The 20,698-nt window shown below is 66.7% G+C and carries 22 protein-coding genes and 1 tRNA gene; 10 read left to right on the forward strand and 13 right to left on the reverse strand.

Features of this window, described 5'->3' with window-relative positions; genetic code table 11:
- The first annotated feature begins 16 nt into the window (after positions 1 to 16).
- From RI03_RS04060 to RI03_RS04070, 3 genes are read left to right on the forward strand one after another with little or no spacing between them, the layout of a single operon-like run.
- Positions 17 to 3,205 carry an efflux RND transporter permease subunit gene (locus tag RI03_RS04060; RefSeq protein ID WP_010215402.1) on the forward strand — a complete coding sequence of 1,063 codons (3,189 nt, stop codon included), beginning with the start codon at positions 17 to 19 and terminating at the stop codon, positions 3,203 to 3,205.
- The gene (locus RI03_RS04065; protein WP_010215403.1) at positions 3,198 to 4,361 is read left to right on the forward strand and encodes an efflux RND transporter periplasmic adaptor subunit; all 1,164 of its coding nucleotides are present in this window, start codon (positions 3,198 to 3,200) and stop codon (positions 4,359 to 4,361) included. Before RI03_RS04060 ends, RI03_RS04065 begins: the two co-directional genes overlap by 8 nt.
- Complete coding sequence (locus RI03_RS04070; protein WP_010215404.1) at positions 4,348 to 5,760, forward strand: efflux transporter outer membrane subunit; 1,413 nt, start codon at positions 4,348 to 4,350, stop codon at positions 5,758 to 5,760. The genes RI03_RS04065 and RI03_RS04070 overlap by 14 nt, the downstream gene beginning before the upstream one ends.
- Before the next feature lie 42 nt (positions 5,761 to 5,802).
- Here RI03_RS04070 and RI03_RS04075 read toward each other — a convergent pair whose 3' ends face one another.
- From RI03_RS04075 to RI03_RS04085, 3 genes are all read right to left on the reverse strand, one after another.
- Entirely contained in the window at positions 5,803 to 6,564 is a 762-nt protein-coding gene (locus tag RI03_RS04075) for an SDR family NAD(P)-dependent oxidoreductase (protein WP_026046433.1), read from the reverse strand.
- A gap of 1 nt (position 6,565) precedes the next feature.
- Entirely contained in the window at positions 6,566 to 7,135 is a 570-nt protein-coding gene (locus RI03_RS04080; RefSeq protein ID WP_010215406.1) for a type 1 glutamine amidotransferase domain-containing protein, read from the reverse strand.
- Positions 7,136 to 7,239: 104 nt separating this feature from the next.
- Positions 7,240 to 8,319 carry a catalase family protein gene (locus tag RI03_RS04085; RefSeq protein ID WP_010215409.1) on the reverse strand — a complete coding sequence of 360 codons (1,080 nt, stop codon included), beginning with the start codon at positions 8,317 to 8,319 and terminating at the stop codon, positions 7,240 to 7,242.
- A 512-nt stretch (positions 8,320 to 8,831) separates the two neighbouring features.
- Here RI03_RS04085 and RI03_RS04090 point away from each other — a divergent pair.
- Entirely contained in the window at positions 8,832 to 9,698 is an 867-nt protein-coding gene (locus RI03_RS04090) for a S41 family peptidase (RefSeq protein ID WP_010215411.1), read from the forward strand.
- Here RI03_RS04090 and RI03_RS04095 read toward each other — a convergent pair.
- Positions 9,691 to 10,137, reverse strand: coding sequence for a GNAT family N-acetyltransferase (locus RI03_RS04095; protein WP_010215415.1), 447 nt, complete (start codon positions 10,135 to 10,137; stop codon positions 9,691 to 9,693). The genes RI03_RS04090 and RI03_RS04095 overlap by 8 nt on opposite strands.
- A gap of 469 nt (positions 10,138 to 10,606) precedes the next feature.
- Between RI03_RS04095 and RI03_RS04100 the strand changes: the two genes are divergently transcribed.
- Positions 10,607 to 11,431 carry a 23S rRNA (adenine(2030)-N(6))-methyltransferase RlmJ gene (locus RI03_RS04100; protein ID WP_010215416.1) on the forward strand — a complete coding sequence of 275 codons (825 nt, stop codon included), beginning with the start codon at positions 10,607 to 10,609 and terminating at the stop codon, positions 11,429 to 11,431.
- 465 nt (positions 11,432 to 11,896) lie between these two features.
- On the opposite strand, the gene RI03_RS04105 is transcribed toward RI03_RS04100, so the two are convergent.
- The 9 genes from RI03_RS04105 to RI03_RS04140 form a co-directional block, all read right to left on the reverse strand.
- Positions 11,897 to 11,972 (reverse strand) — tRNA-Phe (locus RI03_RS04105).
- 41 nt (positions 11,973 to 12,013) lie between these two features.
- Entirely contained in the window at positions 12,014 to 12,199 is a 186-nt protein-coding gene (locus RI03_RS22585) for a DNA gyrase inhibitor YacG (protein WP_010162476.1), read from the reverse strand.
- The gene (locus RI03_RS04110; RefSeq protein ID WP_010215417.1) at positions 12,199 to 13,155 is read right to left on the reverse strand and encodes a hypothetical protein; all 957 of its coding nucleotides are present in this window, start codon (positions 13,153 to 13,155) and stop codon (positions 12,199 to 12,201) included. The genes RI03_RS22585 and RI03_RS04110 overlap by 1 nt, the downstream gene beginning before the upstream one ends.
- Positions 13,148 to 13,717, reverse strand: coding sequence for a Maf family protein (locus tag RI03_RS04115; protein WP_010215420.1), 570 nt, complete (start codon positions 13,715 to 13,717; stop codon positions 13,148 to 13,150). The genes RI03_RS04110 and RI03_RS04115 overlap by 8 nt, the downstream gene beginning before the upstream one ends.
- Before the next feature lie 43 nt (positions 13,718 to 13,760).
- Entirely contained in the window at positions 13,761 to 13,979 is a 219-nt protein-coding gene (gene infA / locus RI03_RS04120) for a translation initiation factor IF-1 (protein WP_010162480.1), read from the reverse strand.
- A gap of 246 nt (positions 13,980 to 14,225) precedes the next feature.
- Positions 14,226 to 14,648 (reverse strand): methylmalonyl-CoA epimerase, encoded by a 423-nt coding sequence (mce, locus tag RI03_RS04125; protein ID WP_010215421.1) that lies wholly within the window; start codon positions 14,646 to 14,648, stop codon positions 14,226 to 14,228.
- Positions 14,649 to 14,651: 3 nt separating this feature from the next.
- Positions 14,652 to 15,194: a hypothetical protein gene (locus tag RI03_RS04130; protein ID WP_010215424.1), complete on the reverse strand. Its 543-nt coding sequence runs from the start codon at positions 15,192 to 15,194 to the stop codon at positions 14,652 to 14,654.
- Positions 15,195 to 15,197: 3 nt separating this feature from the next.
- On the reverse strand, positions 15,198 to 16,208 hold the full coding sequence (cobS, locus tag RI03_RS04135) for a cobaltochelatase subunit CobS (RefSeq protein WP_010162485.1): 1,011 nt from the start codon (positions 16,206 to 16,208) through the stop codon (positions 15,198 to 15,200).
- A 373-nt stretch (positions 16,209 to 16,581) separates the two neighbouring features.
- Positions 16,582 to 17,190: a J domain-containing protein gene (locus RI03_RS04140; RefSeq protein ID WP_010215426.1), complete on the reverse strand. Its 609-nt coding sequence runs from the start codon at positions 17,188 to 17,190 to the stop codon at positions 16,582 to 16,584.
- A 41-nt stretch (positions 17,191 to 17,231) separates the two neighbouring features.
- On the opposite strand from RI03_RS04140, the gene RI03_RS04145 reads away from it, so the two are divergent.
- From RI03_RS04145 to RI03_RS04165, 5 genes are all read left to right on the forward strand, one after another.
- Positions 17,232 to 17,531, forward strand: coding sequence for a BolA family protein (locus RI03_RS04145; RefSeq protein WP_010215427.1), 300 nt, complete (start codon positions 17,232 to 17,234; stop codon positions 17,529 to 17,531).
- Positions 17,528 to 18,244 carry a glutathione S-transferase family protein gene (locus RI03_RS04150; protein ID WP_010215428.1) on the forward strand — a complete coding sequence of 239 codons (717 nt, stop codon included), beginning with the start codon at positions 17,528 to 17,530 and terminating at the stop codon, positions 18,242 to 18,244. The genes RI03_RS04145 and RI03_RS04150 overlap by 4 nt, the downstream gene beginning before the upstream one ends.
- On the forward strand, positions 18,241 to 18,699 hold the full coding sequence (locus RI03_RS04155) for an NUDIX hydrolase (protein WP_010215429.1): 459 nt from the start codon (positions 18,241 to 18,243) through the stop codon (positions 18,697 to 18,699). Before RI03_RS04150 ends, RI03_RS04155 begins: the two co-directional genes overlap by 4 nt.
- Positions 18,696 to 19,598: a pirin family protein gene (locus tag RI03_RS04160; RefSeq protein WP_010215431.1), complete on the forward strand. Its 903-nt coding sequence runs from the start codon at positions 18,696 to 18,698 to the stop codon at positions 19,596 to 19,598. The genes RI03_RS04155 and RI03_RS04160 overlap by 4 nt, the downstream gene beginning before the upstream one ends.
- Before the next feature lie 142 nt (positions 19,599 to 19,740).
- On the forward strand, positions 19,741 to 20,628 hold the full coding sequence (locus tag RI03_RS04165; RefSeq protein ID WP_010215433.1) for an alpha/beta fold hydrolase: 888 nt from the start codon (positions 19,741 to 19,743) through the stop codon (positions 20,626 to 20,628).
- The last annotated feature ends 70 nt before the right edge of the window (positions 20,629 to 20,698 follow it).

Raw genomic sequence — 20,698 nt, forward strand, 5'->3', positions numbered from 1 at the left:
ACTTGAGCACAGCTGCGTGATCGGGATCGTCCGCGTTGCGTTGACGCGCCCGCTCACCTTCATCGTCATGGCGATCCTGATCGCGATCGTCGGCGTGCTCGCCGCGATCCGGACGCCGGTCGACATCTTCCCCGACATTCGCGTGCCGGTGATCGCCACCGCGTGGCAGTATAGCGGGCTTTCGCCCGACGAGATGTCGGGCCGGATCATCACCCCGTTCGAACGAGTGCTGACGACGACGGTCAACGACATCGACCATATCGAGAGCCAGTCGCTCCCCGGCATCGGCGTCGTGAAGATCTATTTCCAGCCCGGCGCCGACGTCCGCACCGCGACCGCGCAGGTCACGTCGGTGTCGCAGACCGTGCTCAAGCAGCTCCCGCCGGGTGTCACCCCGCCGCTGGTGCTCAACTACAGCGCGTCGACCGTGCCGATCGTCCAGCTCGCTCTGTCGGGGACGGGGCTGTCCGAGGGCAAGATGTTCGATCTCGCTGTCAACCAGGTCCGTCCCGGGCTGGTCACCGTGCCCGGCGCGGCGATCCCCTATCCGTCGGGCGGCAAGACGCGGCAGATCCAGATCGACCTCGACCCCGAGGCGCTCCAGTCGAAGGGGCTGTCGGCGCAGGACGTCGGCAATGCGATCGCCGCGCAGAACCAGATCAACCCCGCGGGCTTCGCCAAGATCGGCGGGTTCCAGTATAGCGTCCGGCTCAACAACGCGCCGGGGTCGATCGAAGAACTTAACAGCATCCCGGTCAAGGTCGTCAACGGCGCGACCATCTACATGCGCGACGTGGCGCACGTCCGCGACGGTTCCGCCCCGCAGACCAACGTTGTCCATGTCGACGGGGCGCGTTCGGTGATCATGACCGTCCTCAAGAACGGCGCGACCTCGACGCTCGCGATCGTGCAGGGGATCAAGGACGCGCTCCCCAAGATTCAGGAGACGCTCCCGGCGCTCAAGATCGTGCCGATCGGCGACCAGTCGCTGTTCGTGAAGGCGGCGGTCGAGGGCGTGGTCAAGGAAGGGGCGATCGCGGCGGCGCTGACCTCGCTGATGATCCTGCTGTTCCTCGGCTCGTGGCGCTCGACCGTGATCATCGCGATCTCGATCCCGCTCGCGATCCTCGCGGCAATCATCGGGCTGGCGATCACCGGCAATACCCTCAACACGATGACGCTCGGCGGGCTCAGCCTCGCGGTCGGCATCCTGGTCGATGATGCGACGGTGACGATCGAGAACATCAACTGGCACCTCGAACAGGGCAAGCCGGTGATGCAGGCGATCCTCGACGGCGCGGCGCAGATCGTGACGCCCGCGTTCGTGTCTTTGCTCTGCATCTGTATCGTGTTCGTGCCGATGTTCTTCTTGCCCGGCGTGGCGGGGTTCCTGTTCGTGCCGCTCGCGCTCGCGGTGGTGTTCGCGATGATCGCGTCGTTCATCCTGTCGCGCACGCTCGTGCCGACGATGGCGATGTATCTCCTCAAACCGCATGCCCCGGGGCATGAGCATGAGGCGGGCACGCCCGGATCGCGCAACCCGCTGGTCCGCTTCCAGCGCGGGTTCGAGCATCGCTTCGAACGCTTCCGCCTGAGCTACGGCGGGATGCTCGAGCGCGTGCTTGCGGGGCCCAAGCCGTTCGTGATCGGGTTCCTCGCGGTCGTTTTGCTGTCGTTCCTGCTGGTGCCGTTCCTCGGACAGAACTTCTTCCCCGCGGTCGATGCCGGGCAGATGGCGCTCCACGTCCGCGCGCCGGTGGGCTCGCGGATCGAGCAGACCTCGGCGCAGTTCGACCTGATCGAGCGGCGGATCCGCCAGATCGTCCCGGCGAACGAACTGGTCTCGGTGGTCGACAACATCGGCCTGCCGGTCAGCTCGATCAACACGACCTATAACAATTCGGGCACGGTCGGGCCGCAGGATGGCGACATCCTGATCCAGCTGTCGAAGAACCACGCCCCCACCGCGGACTACATCCGGCAGTTGCGCGAGCGGCTGCCGCGCGATTTTCCGGGTTCGACCTTCTCGTTCCTGCCCGCCGACATCACCAGCCAGATCCTCAACTTCGGCGCGCCCGCGCCGATCGACATCCAGATCTCGGGCAAGGATGCCAAGGCGAACCAGGCCTATGCGCGGATGATCCTGCGGCGCATCGCCGCGATCCCGGGCGTGGCGGACGGGCGGATCCAGCAATCCGCGCGCTACCCCCAGCTCAACGTCGTGGTCGATCGCAGCCGGATCGGGCAATATGGCCTGACCGAACGCGACGTCACCACCAGCGTCGCCAGCTCGCTCGCGGGCACCTCGCAGACCGCGCCGGTGTTCTTCCTCAGCCCGGAGAATGGCGTGTCCTATCCGGTCGTCGCGCAGGCACCCGAATATCGCGTCGGATCGATGGACGACCTCGCGAGCATTCCGGTGACGGGGGCGGACGGCACGTCGCAGGTGCTCGGCGGGATCGGCACGATCGTCCGGTCGAACGGCGCGGCGGTCGTCTCGCATTACAACATCGCGCCGGTGACCGACATCTATGCGACCCCGGCGGGGCGGGATCTCGGCGCGGTGGCGGGCGACATCAAGGCGGTGCTCGCGGAGCTGAAGGACAAGGCCCCCAAGGGCGCGACCGTCACGCTGCGCGGGCAATATGCGACAATGAACGGGGCGTTCTCGGGGCTCGGCTTCGGGCTGCTCGGCGCGATCGTGCTGATCTATTTGCTGATCGTCGTCAATTTCCAGAGCTGGCTCGATCCGTTCGTCATCATCACCGCGCTGCCGGGCGCGCTTGCCGGGATCGTGTGGATGCTGTTCGCGACGGAGACGACGCTGTCGGTCCCCGCGCTGACCGGCGCGATCATGTGCATGGGCGTCGCCACCGCCAACGCGATCCTGGTCGTCAGCTTCGCGCGCGAGCGGCTGGCCGAACTGGGCGACGCGACCGCGGCTGCGCTGGAGGCGGGAATGACTCGCTTCCGTCCGGTGTTGATGACCGCGCTCGCGATGATCATCGGCATGTTGCCGATGGCGCTCGGGCTGGGCGAGGGCGGCGAGCAGAACGCGCCGCTCGGCCGCGCGGTGATCGGTGGGTTGCTGGTCGCGACGTTCGCGACACTGTTGTTCGTGCCGGTGGTGTTCAGCCTGGTTCACCGGCGCAAGGCGGACGCCGCCGCGTCGCCGACCCCCGAATTGGAGAGAGTGCATGTCTGAGCGCGGCCAGGGCCGATCGCTGAAAACGGTCGGGATCGTTGCTGCGGTGGTCGCGGTCGGCGTCGTCGGCTTCGGCATCGCCAACCGCTCGCATTCCGAGCAGAAGCTTGCCGGATGGACCCAGGCGCAGGCGACGCCGACGGTCACGGTGATCCATCCGAAAGCCGCAGGCAGCGCTGCCGCGCTCACGCTGCCCGCGAACCTGCAGGCGCGCAACAGCGCGCCGATCTTCGCGCGGACGAGCGGTTATGTCCGCAAATGGTATGTCGATATCGGCGACAGCGTGCGCGCGGGCCAGACGCTCGCGGTGCTCGACGCGCCCGAGGTCGACCAGCAGCTTGCCGCCGCGCAAGCGGATCTCGAGACGGCCAAGGCGAACCAGATGCTCGCCGCCTCGACCGCGACGCGCTGGCGCAACATGTTGAGCAAGGATGCGGTGTCCAAGCAGGAGACCGACGAGAAGATCGGCGACCTCGCCGCCAAGACCGCATTGGCGAATGCGGCGCGCGCCAACGTCGCGCGCTATCGGTTCACGCAGGGGTTCACCCGGTTGATCGCGCCCTTCTCGGGCGTCGTCACGACGAGATCGACCGATATCGGCGCGCTGGTGACCGCGGGGACGGCAGCATCGACCCCATTGTTCACCGTGTCCGACGTCAGCCGGATGCGCGCCTACGTCCGCGTGCCGCAATCCTATTCGGCGCAGGTGCATCCGGGGCTGCATGTCGGGCTGACCTTGCCGGAATATGCCGGGCGCACGTTCGATGCGGTGCTGACGCGGACTGCGGGCGCGGTCGATCAGCGCTCGGGCACCGTGCTCGTCGAACTCCAGGCCGCCAATGGCGACCGCGCGCTCAAGCCAGGGGCCTATGCGCAGGCGAGCTTCCCGGTTGCGGGCGCAAGCGGCGCGATGACGCTCCCGGCAAGCGCATTGCTGACCGGCGAGCACGGCACACAGGTCGCGCTGATCGGCACGGACGGCAAGGCGCATCTGAAGGCGATCGTGATCGGCGAGGATCGCGGCGAGACGGTCGAGATCCGCTCGGGGCTGACCCCGCAAGACCGCGTCATCGACAATCCCCCCGACGCGCTGGCTGACGGTGACCCGGTAACGGTCGGGCGGGGCGGGGCGGGGGCTGCGCATGCGGCGCGCTAGGCTCTGGCTGCGTCGGATCGCTGGCATCCAGGCGCTGCTGGCGACGACGGCCTGTTCGGTCGGGCCGGCCTACGTCCGCCCGCCCGTCGCCACCCCCGTTGTCTATAAGGAAGCGACGGTTCCCGGCTGGCAGACCGCCGGCGTGGCGGTGCCGCCGTCCGGCTCGTGGTGGGAGGTCTTCGGCGATGCCGAACTGAGCGCGCTCGAAAGCCGGGTCGAGGCCGGCAATGCCGATCTCGCGGCCGCGGTCGCGCGTTACGACCAGGCGCAAGGGCTGCTCCGCCAGGCGCGCGCGGACCGTGTACCGCAGATCAGCGCGGGGACAGATCTCTCGCGCCAACGCGTGGCGGCGGGGCGGCCCTTGTCCTCCGGCAATGCCGCGACCTACACCGTCGCGTCGGTCGGCGCATCGCTCGATTACGAGGTCGACCTGTTCGGTCGAGTCCGCAATTCGATCCGCGCCGGACGCGCTGATGCGGCCGCGAGCGCCGCCGATCTCGCGGGGGTGCGGCTGGGGCTTCAGGCGCGGGTGGCGAGCGTCTATTTCGACATGCGCGGGCTCGACGCGCGGATCGTGCTGCTGCGCCAGACGGTCGACGCCTATCAGCGCGCCTTCACGTTGACCGATACGCGCCATGCCGGCGGTATCGCGTCGGGGATCGACGTCAGCCGCTCGCAGAACCTGTTGTCGAGTGCCCGCGCCGAATTGCAATCGGTGTCAATCGACCGGCAGCGCGACGAACATGCGATCGCGGTGCTGGTCGGCGAGGCGCCGTCGGGCTTCGCCATTCCGGTGGTCGAACGCCAGACCGCCCCGCCGGTCATCCCGGCCGGGCTACCGTCGCTGCTGCTCGAGCGGCGCCCCGACATTGCGGCGGCGGAGCGGCGCACGGCGGCGGCGAACGCGCGGATCGGGGTCGCGCGTGCTGCCCTGTTCCCCAGCATTACGCTCGGTGCTTCGGGCGGGTTCGAAGCCGCCAGCGGGGCATTGCTCAGCGCGGCGAACGGGTTCTGGGCGCTCGGGCCGTTGTCGTCCGCGCTGTCGTTGCTCGATGGCGGGCGACGTCGCGGTGGCGTGCAAATCGCGCGCGGGCAGTTCGACGAAGCGGCGGCGACCTACCGCCAGACCGTGCTGACCGCGTTTCGCGAGGTCGAGGACGATCTCGCGAGCCAGCGCTACCTGGCGGCACAGGAGCGCGAGCAGAGTGTCGCCACCGCTGCGGCGGAACATACCCGCGAACTGGCGCTGATCCGCTACCGCGATGGCGCGGCGGATTATCTCGAAGTGGTCACCGCGCAGACCACGGCGCTCGATGCGGAACGGTCGTTGCTCGACGTCCGCAGCCGCCAGTTGCAGACCGCGACCGATCTCGCCCGCGCGCTCGGCGGGACGTGGTGAGGCAGGGGACGGCGTCGTCTGCCGTCGTCCCCCGCTGTCGGGTCAGGAGAGCGGCGGCTGACCGTTCGACGCGGACAAACCGCCATCGACCGGCAGGTTCACCCCGGTGACGAACCCCGCATCGTCGCTGGCGAGGAACGCGATCACGCTTGCGATGTCCTCGGGCTGCGCGCCGCGGCCCATCGGGATACGCTCCTCGAACTTCGCGACCAGCTCGGGCTGTTCGGTCATCCCCTTGGTCAGCGCGGTATAGGTAAAGGACGGGTTGACCGCATTGACGCGGACCCCGGCCTTCGCCTCGTCCATCGCCAGCGCTCGCGTGAAGTTGGTGACCGCACCCTTGGCCGCGCAGTAAAAGCTGTGGTTCCAGTCGCCACCAAGCCCCGATACCGACGAGACGTTGACGATGCACCCCTTTGTGCCGCGCCGATGCGCGATCGCCGCCCGGCTCATCTGGACGACGCCGTAGAGGTCGGTCTCGATCACCTTGGTGAAGTCGGACAGGTCGCCCGCATCGAGCTTGCCGAGATGATCGACCCCGGCGTTGTTGACGAGCACGTCGACCTTGCCGAACCGCTCGACCGCGAACGCAACCAGCGCCTCGCAATCCGCGTTTCGCGAAACGTCGGTCGCCTTGATCGCGACCCGGTCGCCGAGGTCGGCGGCGAGGGCTTTGAGCCCCGCCGCATCCGTGTCGCCGAGCACCACCGTCGCCCCCTCGGCGGCGAAGCGGCGCGCGGCCCCCTCGCCGCTCCCCGAGGCAGCGCCGGTCACGATCACGATTTTGCCGCTGAACCGCGCTATGTTACGCGCTCGCTGCCTGTTCGGCATGCTTGCCCTCGGCAAATTCCTCGACGAGCTTCGCGCAGAAGGCGGGCAGGTCGTCCGGCGTACGGCTGGTGACGAGGCCCTTGTCGACGACGACCTCCTGATCGACCCAGGTGCCGCCCGCGTTGCGGATGTCGGTCTGAAGCGTCGGGAAGGACGTGACCGTCCGCCCCTTGAGAACATCGGCCTCGACCAGCGTCCACGGCGCGTGGCAGATCGCGGCGACCGGCTTTCCCTGCTCGAAGAAGGCATGGACGAACGCGACGACTGCCTTCGACCCGCGCAGCTTGTCCGCGCCGACGCTGCCGCCGGGGATGATCAGCCCGTCGAACGAATCTGCCGACACATCCGCGATCGCCTTGTCGACCGGAAAGGTCGCGCCGGGGTCGAGGTCGTTGTTGACCGACTGCGCATCGTCCGTCGCGAGGCTGATGACCGTCACCGTGCCGCCCGCCGCTTCGACCGCGGCCTTGGGCTGGGCGAATTCGGGTTCTTCGGTGCCGCGGGGGGCGATCAGGATTGCGATGATCTTGCCGTCGAGCTTCATGATTGTGTCCTGGGTTTGGTGGGGAGGGATGCGGGGCGATCAGGCGGGGGGCTGGTCGTTGCCCCAGGTGGCTGCCGCCGGGGACTTCCCGGCGGCAGCGCGGGTCAGGCGTCCGCCGCAGCGGGCTCGTGATACGGGCAGCCATTGGTCCGCGCGCGGAAGTCGGCGGAGTGACGGTAGGTATCGCGCCGCACGCGGTTGATGTTGCCGAGCGGCTGGTGCGCGGCGATCCCGGTCCACACGCTGAAGCGCGTTTCCTCGTTGATCTTCTGCACGTGTGCGTCGCTCCAGCTATCCTGCGCAGCGGCGCGGATCGTGCCGACGCGGACGAACGGCGCCTCGGTTTCCTTCCATTCGACCGTCGGATCCTCGACCGGTTGCGCATCCAGGTCGCGGCAGAGCTGAACGCGGAATTCCCACTCTGCGTTCAGGCCGCGCATTTCCTTCTGCACTTCCTCGCGGATCGCATTCTCGCGGCCACCGACGTGGATTTCCTTGCCGGTCAGTACGGTCATCGCAGGCGCGACCGGGGCGACGCTGAACTTGGCGATGTAATCCCCGAAGCGAAACGCCGTCACGCTGTAATAGGTCTCCCCGAGCGGCTCCGAATTCGGCGCGCCGCCAAGCGCGTTGAGCGCGGCGGGCAAGGCACCGCCGACCGCTTCGAGCACCTGCCGCGCACCCTGCAGCGTCGCCGAAATGACCTTCTTGGTCCCTTCCAGCCGGTCGGTCGTCTTCGCGAGCAGCTTGAGGTTGCCGAGGAATGAGTCGGCGTCCTTGGCCTGGAAGACGGAGCCGTTGACCATCACGAAGTCCTGCGCCGTGCCCTCGGACCCAGGCAGCCGCTCGCCCGCCACGTCGAAGACCTTAAGGGCCATGCCGCGTGGCAGGCTGATGACGTCGGGCAGGATGTCGCCCGCGTTGGTCGACAGGCGCATCAGCACCTTGTGCTTGCCCGGCGTGGCGAACAGCCCCTGCGCCAGTTCGGCGGGCAGATTGGCGTCGATCTCGAGCTCGCCCTCGATGAGACCGTGCGACTTGGCATGGACCGAGCGAACGGCATGCCCGTAGTCCTCGGCGGTGCGCTCGAGGATCGTGTCGAACGCGGCGTTGAGACCGGCGATCGTCTCGCGTTCATCCGCTTTGACGGTCTCGACGGATGGGCTGTAGCGAACGGGGGACATGGCGAACTCCTGATGGATGGCGGGGCGGCGGGATCAGTGGAAGAACGCCGGTCCCGCCAACAACGTTCAACGCGGGCGATCGATCAGCGCGGACACGGTGCCGCTCTCGCTCTGTCTCTCCGAGGTACGAACGCGTTCGCACCGTCGCTGGTTTCCGTAGGCAACCGCACCCAGCCCGAATTGGCGGGATCGGCCGAAATTCGTTGAGGCATGGCGTGGATGTACCGAAGGCACCGCTGCCCCCCATCAGGCCGAGCCGCGAAGGTGCGACCGCGCCACCCGCACCCTGCGATCGCGGAGCCTCGGCGGCGCGCCTTCGGACGTACACTCTTGCCTGAAAATCCGTTCGACGGCGAGATGTTCGGCACATGCCCGATCAAGGGCTGCTGCTTTTGGGTGATCAGTGTTGCACCATCGATGCATCCAGCCGACCAGTCCTGTGTTGCGCCAAAGGATAACCGTCGATCGGCCGATCTATAATATCACGCCAACTACGATGGCACTATTCACCAATGCGCATCAGCGACCGGTTCCGCGCGTCGGTCGGCGATCCCGCTGCCAAGGCGCAGGAGGGCGACTTCCTGCTCGCGGTCGATGGCGAGCCTCTGAAGGCACCGGACGACCCCTATGGTGTGCTCGCGGAGCACCACAGCCCACTGACGCTGACGATCGCGACCACGTCCGATGGCCCCACGCATACGATCACGGTCGACCCGGTCGCCAGCGAGGGCGAGATCAGGAAGCTGGACTGGATCGCCCGCAATCGCACCATGGTCGAACGGCTGAGCGGAGGTCGGGTATGCTACGCCTATCTCTCGGACTTCAACGCGCTCGGGTCGGAGGACTTCCTCCGCCAATATTATCGGCAGGCCGACAAGGCGGGTATGGTGATCGACGTTCGTGGCAATCTGGGTGGTTTCACGAGCCAGTCGGTGCTCGACCTGTTGCGCCGCCCGCAGGGCGGTATCTTCAGCAACCGCGAAGGCGGCGTCATTGCCTTGCCGGGGGCGATCGCTCCACCGCGCCTGGTCATGGTCACCAACCTGTTTTCGGCATCCGACGGCGATCAGTTTCCCTATTATTTCCGCACCTGGGGCATGGGGGCGGTCATCGGCCAGCGAACCTTGGGCGGTGTGCGTGGGATCAAGGGCCCATGGCTGCTGATCGACGGGACCTACATCACCGTTCCGAAAGACTCGCTCCTGACCGAGGCGGGAGCCAAGATCATCGAAAACCGTGGGGCCGAGCCCGACATCGTTGTGGATGACAGTCCCGCGGATCGAATTGCGGGGCGAGATCGCCACCTGGAGCAGGCGGTCGTAACCGTCATGGGCAGCGCTGTTCCAGGACAGGGCGGAAACCGGAGAAGCGTCAAGTAAGCGGGTATCGCTTGCCGATCCGGTCGACCGGGGTGCCGTCCGCGAGGGGCGCCGCGCGGACCACGTCGTGATCGATGAATCCCACGCGGCTATAGAAGGACAGCCCCCCGGCGTTGTCAGCACGGATGGTCGCGTTGATGGCCGACAGGCCCTGCCTGGCCGCTTCCGTCCGCGTCTGCGCGAATAGCCGCGTGCCGATGCCCTTTTGCGTGTGATCGACCCGCGCAAACGTCGCGATGTCGCCGATGTCGTCGGGAAGGGCAGACGACCGCATGAGCGTTTGAAAAGCGTGCAGCGATCCATCGTCGTCCTGTGCGACGAAACAGCATAGAATCGTGGGGCCCGTCAGCAGGGCGTCGGCCATTGCCTGAGCGGTAAAGGCCGTTTCAAACGCGGTCGTGCCCCCGCGAGCAATGATCTCGTTGAGCAACGCGGCCAATGCCGGAGGGTCGCTGTCCTGAACGGGTCTGATCTGCATCTTACCTCCAATCTCGCGGTGGCCATCGCCCTCTGCCGACGGGATCGTCTCATCAGGGCGCCGCCAACGTCCGCCGTTGGTGGCACAAGCTGCGGACTCGCATTGCCCGGCAACCGACATCAACGATCGGAGGAAGCTTCGAGGTGCAAGAGGGGGGCGTAAGCGTCCGGATCCGGGTCACTGTCACGTCAAAACCGCCGGCATCCGTCAATTGGATTCGCGATGATCGACCATTACCATGCGCCCGGGACTTCGCTTTTCCACTTATGGTGGCGATCGCGGCCGCGAGCGTGACGCTTCGCGCGCAAGAGCGTTGAAGGTTTTCGTCCGACTTTATACGAGCAACGGATTGGTTACTCCAATCGCCTTGCGCTCGGCACTCGCGCCCAGCAGCACGTATTCAGGCAGATCGTCAGGGTTTTGAATCGCAATGAATTATCGTCATTCCTTCCATGCCGGCAACAGCGCCGATGTCGTGAAGCACAGCCTGCTGATCGCCCTCGTGCGGGCCTTGCAGCAGAAGCCGGGCGCGCTAACGCTGATTGACACCCACGCCGGCTGTGGAGTGTACGACCTTGACGGCGGGGACGCCCGACGCACCGGCGAATCCACGCAGGGTGTGCTGCGGGTCTTTGCCGACCCCAATCCCCTGCTGGACGATTACCGCGCCGCCGTACAGGCGGTGAATGTCGCCGCCGAGCCCCGCTTCTACCCCGGGTCACCGCGGATCCTGGCGCAGCTGCTGCGCCCGCAGGACTTCCTGATCCTGAACGAAAAACATCCCGATGATGCCTATACCCTGCGCGGCGTGATGCGCGACACATCCGCCGCGGTGCATGAGCGCGACGCCTACGAGCTTTGGCTCGCGATGCTGCCGACCCGAACCGCGCGTGGCGTGGTGGTGGTCGACCCGCCGTACGAGCAGCTCGATGACCGTGAACGAATCACGTCCACGCTCGCCGCGGCGCACCGCAAATGGGCGCATGGCGTCACGGTGATCTGGTATCCGCTGAAAGACCGCGCCACGCATTGGGAGTGGAAGGCGCAGTTGCGCAAGCTCGGCATCCCGAAAATGCTGTGGGTGGAGCATTGGTTGTACGATGACGATCAGCCCGGCATCTATAACGGTGCAGGCCTTTATATCGTCAACCCGCCCTACGCCTTCACGCAGGCCCTGCCGCCCCTGCTGGAGGCTCTGCGCGCCGTGCTGGCGCCGGAGGGGCATAGCGGCGAGATCTCAACCGACTGGTTGTAGGTTTGGAATAACCCGCATCGCTTGCGTTCGCAGATTGCCGGAAGGGCCGGCGCGCCGGACGGGCGTGGGAACGGCTCTGGGAATGTGTGGGTTTGTCGAATTGATCCGGTCGACATCGAACCCATGGTCGGATCACAAGCTCAGTTAGAAGGCTGAGGGCGCCGCGTCGGCACGATCGTCGAGATCGATCGCCGCCATGCTCAGACCTTGCAGGAGTGCGAGCGCAACGGCTCCGGTCGGGCGAGGGTCGGTCGTCATTGAATAGCCCTCGAATCCGCCTGTCGTCAGTTGCTTCCAATGGCCGATAGAAAACATGGAGGCACCTGCGGGGGCCAGGGTGTTTTGAAATCTTCGAAACGTCGACGGAGCGCGGGAAGGCCGGCGCTGAAGCCTATTCGTTTATGACAGGCGGGCGGATCGCCTCATTCGGCAACGGCTAGGTAGCAACGACACCATTTCGAAAAATGGTGCCCGAGGGCGGATTCGAACCACCGACACTGCGATTTTCAGTCGCATGCTCTACCAACTGAGCTACTCGGGCACACCGGCCGACCCCGCTGGAGCCGTCTGGGAAGCGGCCTCTTAGTCGGGTGATTTCGTGCTGTCTAGCCCGTCTTCTTCATCTCCTGGCGGCATCGTCACCGGAATCGCATAGCCTTCGCCCAGCCACTGCAGCAGGTCGCGGTCCCGACAGCCTTGGCTGCAGAAGGGAGCATGCGCCTGGGACAGCGGTTTTCCGCACAGGGGACAGGGTTTGTTACGGGGCATCAGAGGCTTTCGAAGATCGGGGTGACGCCGGTACGCTTCGCCAGTGCGGCGGTCCAGTCGGGGTTCGCGTTGAGCACGGCAAGCACGCGCGGACCGATTCGGTGATTCGCCGGGGCGGGCGGCGGGGTGCGTTCGATTCGCCGCAGCAGCGCCCGCGCGGCAGTCGCGGCGGGATCGGCGCGGAGCAGCTCGGGGAGCGAGGCGCGCGGACGGCGACGGATGATCTGGACGAAGCCGAAGCCGTTCATCGCGGTCCGGTCGAACGGTTGCGGCAACCCTGTGTCGATCGCGGCATCCACCGCGGCGCGCGCGGCCTTGCCGGTGAGCGTCGGGAAATCGATCCCGATCGACCCGCCGATGTCCATCCGCACGATCGCCGCCGCGACCGCCTTGGCCGCCGCCAGCGCAAGCGGTTCGAGCGGGGGATACCCATCGACGTCGAACAAAGTCATCGCCGGCGTCGGGCTCATCCTGAGCGCGCCGCCGACCGCGCCATGGAACACGATGTCGCCGGTCATCGCTTCCTCGAGCACTTCGGACCAGCCTGCGGCTTCGAGCAGGTCGGGTTCATGCGCATGAACCGTGCGGACCGGGATGCCGCTTGCGGTGATTCGTGCGAACAGGTCCGGCCCGTCGCGCGTCGGGCCATCGGCGGGGGCGACGCGCGGGAGTTTGGTGCGACCCGCTTCCGGGATTACCTCGCGGACGAGTTCGACCGTCAGCGTCGCGCCTTGCGTGATGCCGGGGGGCAGGGGCGCAAGCACAGCCTCGCCGCCGTCGAAGCGGACGCGGCCCTCGCGCCCCTTGACGGTGATCTCGACCAGTCTGGCGGGGAACACCGCGCCCAGGCGCGGGCCGGGGCGATCCAGTTCGATCCGCGCTTCGACGATCGTGCCGTCGACGACCAGCGCGGCGCGGGTTTCGCCGATTCCGGCCTCGTGCAGCCACTCAGCCAAGCGGCACGCCGGCTGCGAGCAGCAATGCGCGGGTTTCGAACAATGGCAGCCCGATCACCCCCGAATGCGACCCCGACAGGAACCGCACGAACGCCTCGGCCCGCCCCTGGATGGCATAGCCGCCTGCCTTGCCCAGCCCTTCGCCACAGGCGACATAGGCGTCGATCTCGGCGGGGGAGAGCGGCTTGAACGCGACGATCGTGTCCGACAACCGCGTGCGGAGCTTGCCCGCGGCGTCCACCACGCTGACCGCGGTAAGACAGTGGTGGCGGCGGCCCGACAGCGCGGCCAGCATCGTGCGGACCGTGGCCTCGTCTTCGGCCTTGCCGAGGATCCGGCGGCCGAGCGCGATCGTCGTGTCGCCCGCGAGGATCACCTCGCCCGCGCCACGCTCCACCGCGCGCGCCTTGGCCTCCGCGATCCGCGTCACGTAGACGCGGGGCGGTTCGGCCTTGAGCGGGCTTTCATCGATGTCGGGCGCGGCGATGCGGCCAGGCGTCACCCCGAGCCGCGCGAGCAGGTCGCGGCGGCGCGGCGAGGCGGAGGCGAGGACGAGCGTCATGGCAGTGTCTTCCCGGGCGATCCCGCCTGCGGAAGCGGCGCCGTCACTTGAAGCGATAGGTGATCCGACCCTTGGTGAGATCATACGGCGTCAATTCCACCAGCACCTCGTCTCCGACGAGGACGCGGATGCGGTTCTTGCGCATCTTGCCGGCGGTATGGCCGAGAATTTCGTGGTCGTTTTCGAGCTTTACGCGGAACATGGCGTTGGGGAGAAGCTCCACCACCTGTCCACGCATTTCGAGCAGTTCTTCCTTGGCCAAACAAACCTCTAGCGATGTTGCGGAAATATGGAACGCGGCCCTTAGCCGAAGGTGCGCCAAAAGGAAAGCGCGGGGGTGCGGGGCTGCGGATATGCCTCCTTCACTCCGTCATCCCCGCGGAGGCGGGGATCCATACTGGCTGGCTGGGGTGTTTGTTCTTGGAGATCTCGAATCAATGGATCTCCGCGTGCGCGGGAATGACGGATGGGGGAAGTGGCGGGGAGAAGGAAGGGCGCGCCCTAGCCGTCAGTCGTGGGCGTCGACCGGCGTTTCCATCAGCTCGACCAAGACGCCGCCCATGTCGCGTGGATGCACGAACACGATCGGCGTTCCGTGTGCGCCGATTCGCGGTTCGCCGAGAAGGGTCGCGCCCTTCGCCTTCAGGTCGGCGACCGCGGCATGGATATCGGGCACCTCGAAACAGACGTGATGCTGCCCACCCGCCGGATTCTTGCGGAGGAACCCCGCGATCGGCGAGCCGTCGTCATACGGCTCGATCAGTTCGATCTGCGTGTTGGGGGTATCGATGAAGCAGACCTTCACCCCCTGCGCCGGAAGGTCGAACGGCTCGCCGATCTGCGTCGCGCCCATCAGGTCGCGGTAGATCGCAATCGACTTCTCGATCGACGGAGTCGCGATGCCGACATGGTTGAGGCGGCCGAACTGCATCGTCTATTTCTCGTCTGCGGGCGTCGGCTTGGCAGCCGGCGCTGCCACCGGAACCGCCGACCGTGCCGGTACGACCCCGAGTTCGTAGCCGCAGGCAGCCAGCACGCGCTTGACCGGCGCATCGGTTGCCGGTCCCGTAAACGTCGCGTCGATCGGCGTATTGTCGGGATTGATCACGCGGACCTTGATCGCCTTGCCATGCGCAAGCTGCGCGGCGAGCGTGGTGACGATCGCATCCTGGCTGGTGAACGCGCCACTTCCGGGGAACTGCCAGTTGGACCCGAGCCAGCCGTTATCGTCGATGTTCATCGACACGGGCCGCGGGAGCGCGGCCGGGAAGCCACCGCGCGGAATGAACTGGATCGAGACGATCTTCTCGCTCGCGGCATCGCACCGCACCACCAGCCGTGCCGCGCCGTCCAGCGACCAGACCGACGCCGACGTCGCCGTGCTCGTGCCGTTGACCCTGGTCGTAACCCCCCACGGGGCCGGAACCGGTGCGGGTGTCGGCGTTGCGGCCTGAAGGAGCAGGGCGACGAGCAGCATCGCTTATTTCACGCCTGCGCCGACGACGCTCTCGGGCAGATCCTTGCCGAACACGCGCTGATAATATTCCGCGACCAGCGACCGTTCGGTCTCGTCGCACTTGTTGAGGAAGGAGAGCCGGAACGCGAAGCCGACGTCGCCGAAGATCAGCGTGTTCTGCGCCCAGGTGATGACGGTGCGCGGGCTCATCACGGTCGAGATGTCGCCGTTCATGAACCCGCGGCGCGTCAGATCCGCGACACGCACCATGTTCTCGACCTCGGCCTTGCCGGTCGGCTTGTCATATTCGCCCGACTTGGCGAGCACGATCCGCGCCTCGACCGCGGCGGGCAGATAGTTGAGCGTGACGACGATGTTCCAGCGGTCCATCTGGCCCTGGTTGATCTGCTGCGTGCCATGATAGAGGCCCGACGTGTCGCCGAGGCCGACCGTATTGGCGGTCGCGAACAGGCGGAAATACGGGTTCGGGCGGATCACGCGATTCTGGTCGAGCAGGGTCAGCTTGCCCTCGGTCTCGAGCACGCGCTGGATCACGAACATCACGTCGGGGCGGCCCGCATCATATTCGTCGAACACGAGCGCGGTCGGGGTCTGCAGCGCCCAGGGGAGCAGGCCTTCGCGGAATTCGGTGACCTGCTGGCCGTCGCGCAGCACGATCGCATCGCGGCCGACCAGATCGATGCGGCTGATGTGCGCGTCGAGGTTGATGCGGATGCACGGCCATTTGAGGCGCGCCGCGACCTGTTCGATGTGCGTCGACTTGCCGGTGCCGTGATAGCCCTGGACCATCACGCGGCGGTTATGCGCGAAGCCAGCGCAAATCGCGAGCGTGGTCGGCGCGTCGAACACATAGGCCGGGTCGAGATCGGGCACGCGCTCGTCGGCTTCGCTGAACGCAGGCACTTCCATGTCCGAATCGATCCCGAACAGGTCGCGGACTTTCACCATGCGATCGGGCGCGTCGAGGATCGTCGTCTCGCGGCTGTCGGGCTGGGTGTTGGGGATATCGGTCATGAGCTCAATCCAAAAGCCGCCCTGCAGGATCAGGGAGGTCGCGCATCGCCAAACGCATCGCCCGCGGCAAAGTCCCGCGTGCGGCGCTTCGATCTCTCCAATGCCCATTCAGGCGGGGGCGGTAAAGTTCCTAATCGTGCCGGGCGGAGGGATGACGTCCGGCTTCTTGCGCTCAAGCGCGGCGAAGCGCCGCCTTCCGGAGGTTCGGGAATCGCGTGGGAAACGCTCGACTCGGGGAGAGGCGACGGGCGCTCGGCACGGCAGCGTCATCTGCTACGAATTGCCGACCCTGGACCCCCAAGCGCGCAGGCGCGGTGGGGAAGGCACAAGGCCGGGGGCATGGCGGCGCACGCCGGCACTGGGTGGCCCGGGGTCAAGCGAAGGCGGGTGCGCCCTTCAGTTGCGTATAGGCTCCGATCACCTCCTGCAGCTTCGACTCGAAGCTCCGATCCCCGCCATTCCGATCCGGGTGATAGCGCCGCACCAGCTCGGCATAGCGTTCGCGAAGCGCGCGCCGGTCGACGTCGGTCGCGAGCCCCAGCACCTTGAGCGAGCGCCGGTCCGCCTCCGACAACGGACGTCCGTCCTTGCGCTGCGCCTCCGCCGCGCGGCGGAACCGCGCACCGATCGCGTCGAGCGGATCATGGAAGTCGGACCATTTCGGCGGCACGTCCGCGCCCGAATGCGCGAATGCGCGGGTCTCGCGTTCCCATCCGGAAAAGGGCCGTTGCTGTTGCTGGATCTCGTCCGGGCTCATGCCGGAGAAGAAGTTGTAGCGCGCGTTGAACGCGCGGACGTGCTCCAGGCAGAACCAGCGATATGGCCGCGGCCCTTCAAACCCGTTCGCCGGCCCCTCCTCGGGTGGCGCACGAAATTCGCCCGGTTCGGTGCAACCGGGGTGCGAGCACAGGCGTCCGGTCCCCTCCACGCGGCCGTGGAAGCGGGCATTGGGTCGGTCTTTCTTTTCGGATTCGCGCGCCACGCAGGCTCCCTGAGGATGCAAAAGCGCCCTATATAGGCGCGATGAACGAACCTTCCAGCAGTGCCGCCGAACGCATTCCTCTCGTCGTCGAGATCGAAAATCGTTTGAATTCCGCCCTTTCCCCCACGCGTCTCGACATCAGCAACGATAGTGCGCAGCATGCCGGGCACATGGGGGACGACGGTACGGGCGAATCGCACTTCTCGGTGACGATCGAAGCGCCCGCCTTCACCGGCCTCTCCCGGGTGCAGCGGCAGCGGCTGGTCAACCAGGCGCTGGCGGATCTGCTGCGGGATCGCATCCACGCCCTTGCGATCCGCGCAACGGCACCGGGAGAATGACCGTGCGGTACGGGCTGTGGTATTGGCCGAGTATCCAGGGACGCGGAGAATTCATCCGGTTGCCGATGGAAGCCGCCGGGATCGACTATGTCGATTGCGCGCGCGAACAGGGAGTCGAGGCGCTCGTCGCCAATCTCGAAAAGAATGCCGCGAAGCGCGGGTCGTTCGGGCCGCCGTATCTCGAGCTCGACGGGATGGTGATCGGCCAGGTCGCCAACATCCTGCTGTACCTGGGGGAGCGGCATCATCTCGCGCCGTCAAACATGGCGGACCGGCTGTGGCTCAACCAGTTGCAGCTGACGATGTCCGACATGGTCGCCGAGATCCATAACGTCCACCATCCGGTCGACATGATGGCCTATTACGAGGACCAGAAGACCGCCGCCCTGGGCGCGGCCGATGCTTTCCGCGACGAGCGGATCCCGAAATTCTTCCGGCACTTCGAACAGGCCGCTGCGTCGCACAAGGGGGACTGGCTGGTCGACCATCGCTGGACCTATGCCGACACGTCGCTGTTCCAGCTGGTCGAGGGGCTGCGCTACATGTTCCCCAAGCGGATGGCGACGATCGAGGGCGATTATCCGCGCGTGATCGCGATCCACGATCAGGTCGCCGAATTGCCGGGGATCCGCGCCTATCTCAAAAGCGAGCGCCGCCTGCCGTTCTCGACCGAGGGCATCTTCCGCCATTATCCCGAGCTGGACGGCGAATGAGCGGCGAGGGCATTGCGCGCGCGCTGCGCCCGGCGGCGCGTATCCTGTTGCGCGACGCGGCCGACCGCGTGCTGCTGTTCCGTTTCGACCCCGACGACCGCCCGCCCTTCTGGTGCACCCCCGGCGGCGCGCTCGACCCGGGCGAGGATTATGCGACCGCGGCGCGGCGCGAGCTGATCGAGGAAACCGGGATCCATGCCGACCCCGGCCCCGAAGTGTTGCAACGCGACGTCGAGTTCATCACGATCGAGGGCGTGCCGGTGAGCGTGGACGAACGCTATTTCCATGTGCGGACCGACGCGGATGCGATCGACACGGCTGGCCACACCGCGCTCGAACAGCGCGTGATGACGCGCTGGCGCTGGTTCACGCCCGCCGAATTGGTCGCGCTCGACGAACCCTATTTTCCAAGCGATCTCAGCGAGATTCTCGCGGCTCTGGAGCCTGACCTGTGACCAATGACGATCTGATCCTCCAGACGATCACCCCGGTGACGCACGACCTCGGTGGCTTCAAGGTGCATCGCACGCTGCCGTCGCGGCCACGCACGATGGTCGGGCCGTTCATCTTCTTCGACCAGATGGGGCCGGCGGTGCTGAGCGTGGGCGAGGGGATCGACGTGCGGCCGCATCCGCATATCAACCTCGCTACAGTGACGTACCTTTTCGCGGGCGCGATCGACCATCGCGATTCGATCGGGAGCCTCGCGACGATCGAGCCCGGCGCGGTCAATCTGATGACCGCCGGGCACGGGATCGTCCACAGCGAGCGTTCGCCCACGGCCGAGCGCGCGCACGGGCCGGAGCTTTCCGGGATCCAGACATGGATCGCGCTTCCCGAAAAGGACGAGGAGATGGACCCAGCGTTCGAACATGTTGCGCGCGATCGTTTGCCGACCGTGGAGACGCCGGGGGCACAGGCGCGGGTGGTGATGGGGAGCCTGTGGGGCGTGACCGCCCCGACCACGACCTATGCCAGTACGATCTATGCGGACATCCTGCTCGCGCCGGGCGGATCGGTCCCGATCGATGCGGCCGCCGATGAACGCGCGATCTACGTCGCGATGGGGGAGGCGACCCTCGACGGGATGAAGCTCGAGCCGATGATGCTTTACGTGCTGCGCCCCGGCATCGCGGCGACGCTGCGTTCGGCCGATGGCGGGCGCGTGACGCTGTGCGGCGGCGAGGCGTTCACGACCCCGCGGCACGTCTGGTGGAATTTCGTCTCGTCGCGCCGCGACCGGATCGACGAAGCCAAGCGCGCCTGGACCGCGGGCGAATTCGCGCGGGTGCCGGGGGACGAGAAGGAGTGGATTCCGATCCCGGCGGTGCCGAAGACGGTGAGCTATCCGTAAGTCTGCTTAAGCCCCTCCCCTTCAGGGGAGGGGTTGGGGGTGGGGACGTGTCTCGCAGAGAGCTTAGTTCTGCTGGACTCCCCCACCCCAACCCCTCCCCTGAAGGGGAGGGGCTTTAGAAGAACAAAAAAGGGAGAGAGACATGGCTGAGGACCTGCACCGGATCGACCTGCCCACCGGGGTGACGCTCGACGTCGCGACTGCGGGCGACGTGGCGAACCCGCCGATCATCCTGCTCCACGGCTTTCCCGAATCGCACCGCACCTGGCGCGCGGTGATGCCGGACCTGGCGCGCGACCATTTCGTGATCGCACCCGACCAGCGCGGGTTCGCGCGCTCGTCCAAGCCCTCGGAAATCAGCGATTATACCCCCGACAAGATCGTCGCCGACCTGCTCGCGCTTGCCGACCATTTCGGGATCGCCCAGTTTACGCTGGTCGGGCACGACTGGGGCGGTGCGATCGCGTGGATGGCGGCGTTGCAGAACCCCGACCGGATCACGCGCCTCGTCATCATCAACGCACCGCACCCCTTCGTCTTCCAGAAGACGCAGTTCGACGACATGGCGCAGCGCGAGGCGAGCCAGTACATCCGCGCCTTCCGCAATCCCGATCTCGAAAAGCATATCGACAGCATCGGCCTGTCGGCGTTCTTCGACGGCAGCTTCCTGAAGCACACCGATTTCGACAGGATCGCGGACGAGAAACCGATCTATCTCGACCAGTGGAGCCAGCCCGGTGCGCTGACCGCGATGCTCAACTGGTATCGTGCGAGCGCGATCATCGTCCCCGCGATGGACGAGACGCCCGAACGCCCCGCGTTCCTCGACGCGCCGTTCCCGCCGGTGCGACAGCCGACGCTGGTGATCTGGGGGATGAAGGACGCCGCGTTGTTGCCAAGCCAGCTCGAGGGGTTGGACGCGCTGGTGCCGGATCTGACCGTACAGCATGTCGATGCGGGGCATTTCGTGCCGTGGGAGAATGCGCCTGCGGTGGTCGCGGCGATCCGGGGGTGGTTGGGGGATAACTGAAAGCCTGCGCGGTTGGTTATGGGCGCTTCTAAATGACAGCCGCTTCCCCGGCGAAGGCCGGGGCCCAGTA

The organism is Sphingomonas sp. PAMC 26621, from assembly GCF_000251145.1.
Taxonomy (GTDB): Bacteria; Pseudomonadota; Alphaproteobacteria; order Sphingomonadales; family Sphingomonadaceae; genus Sphingomonas.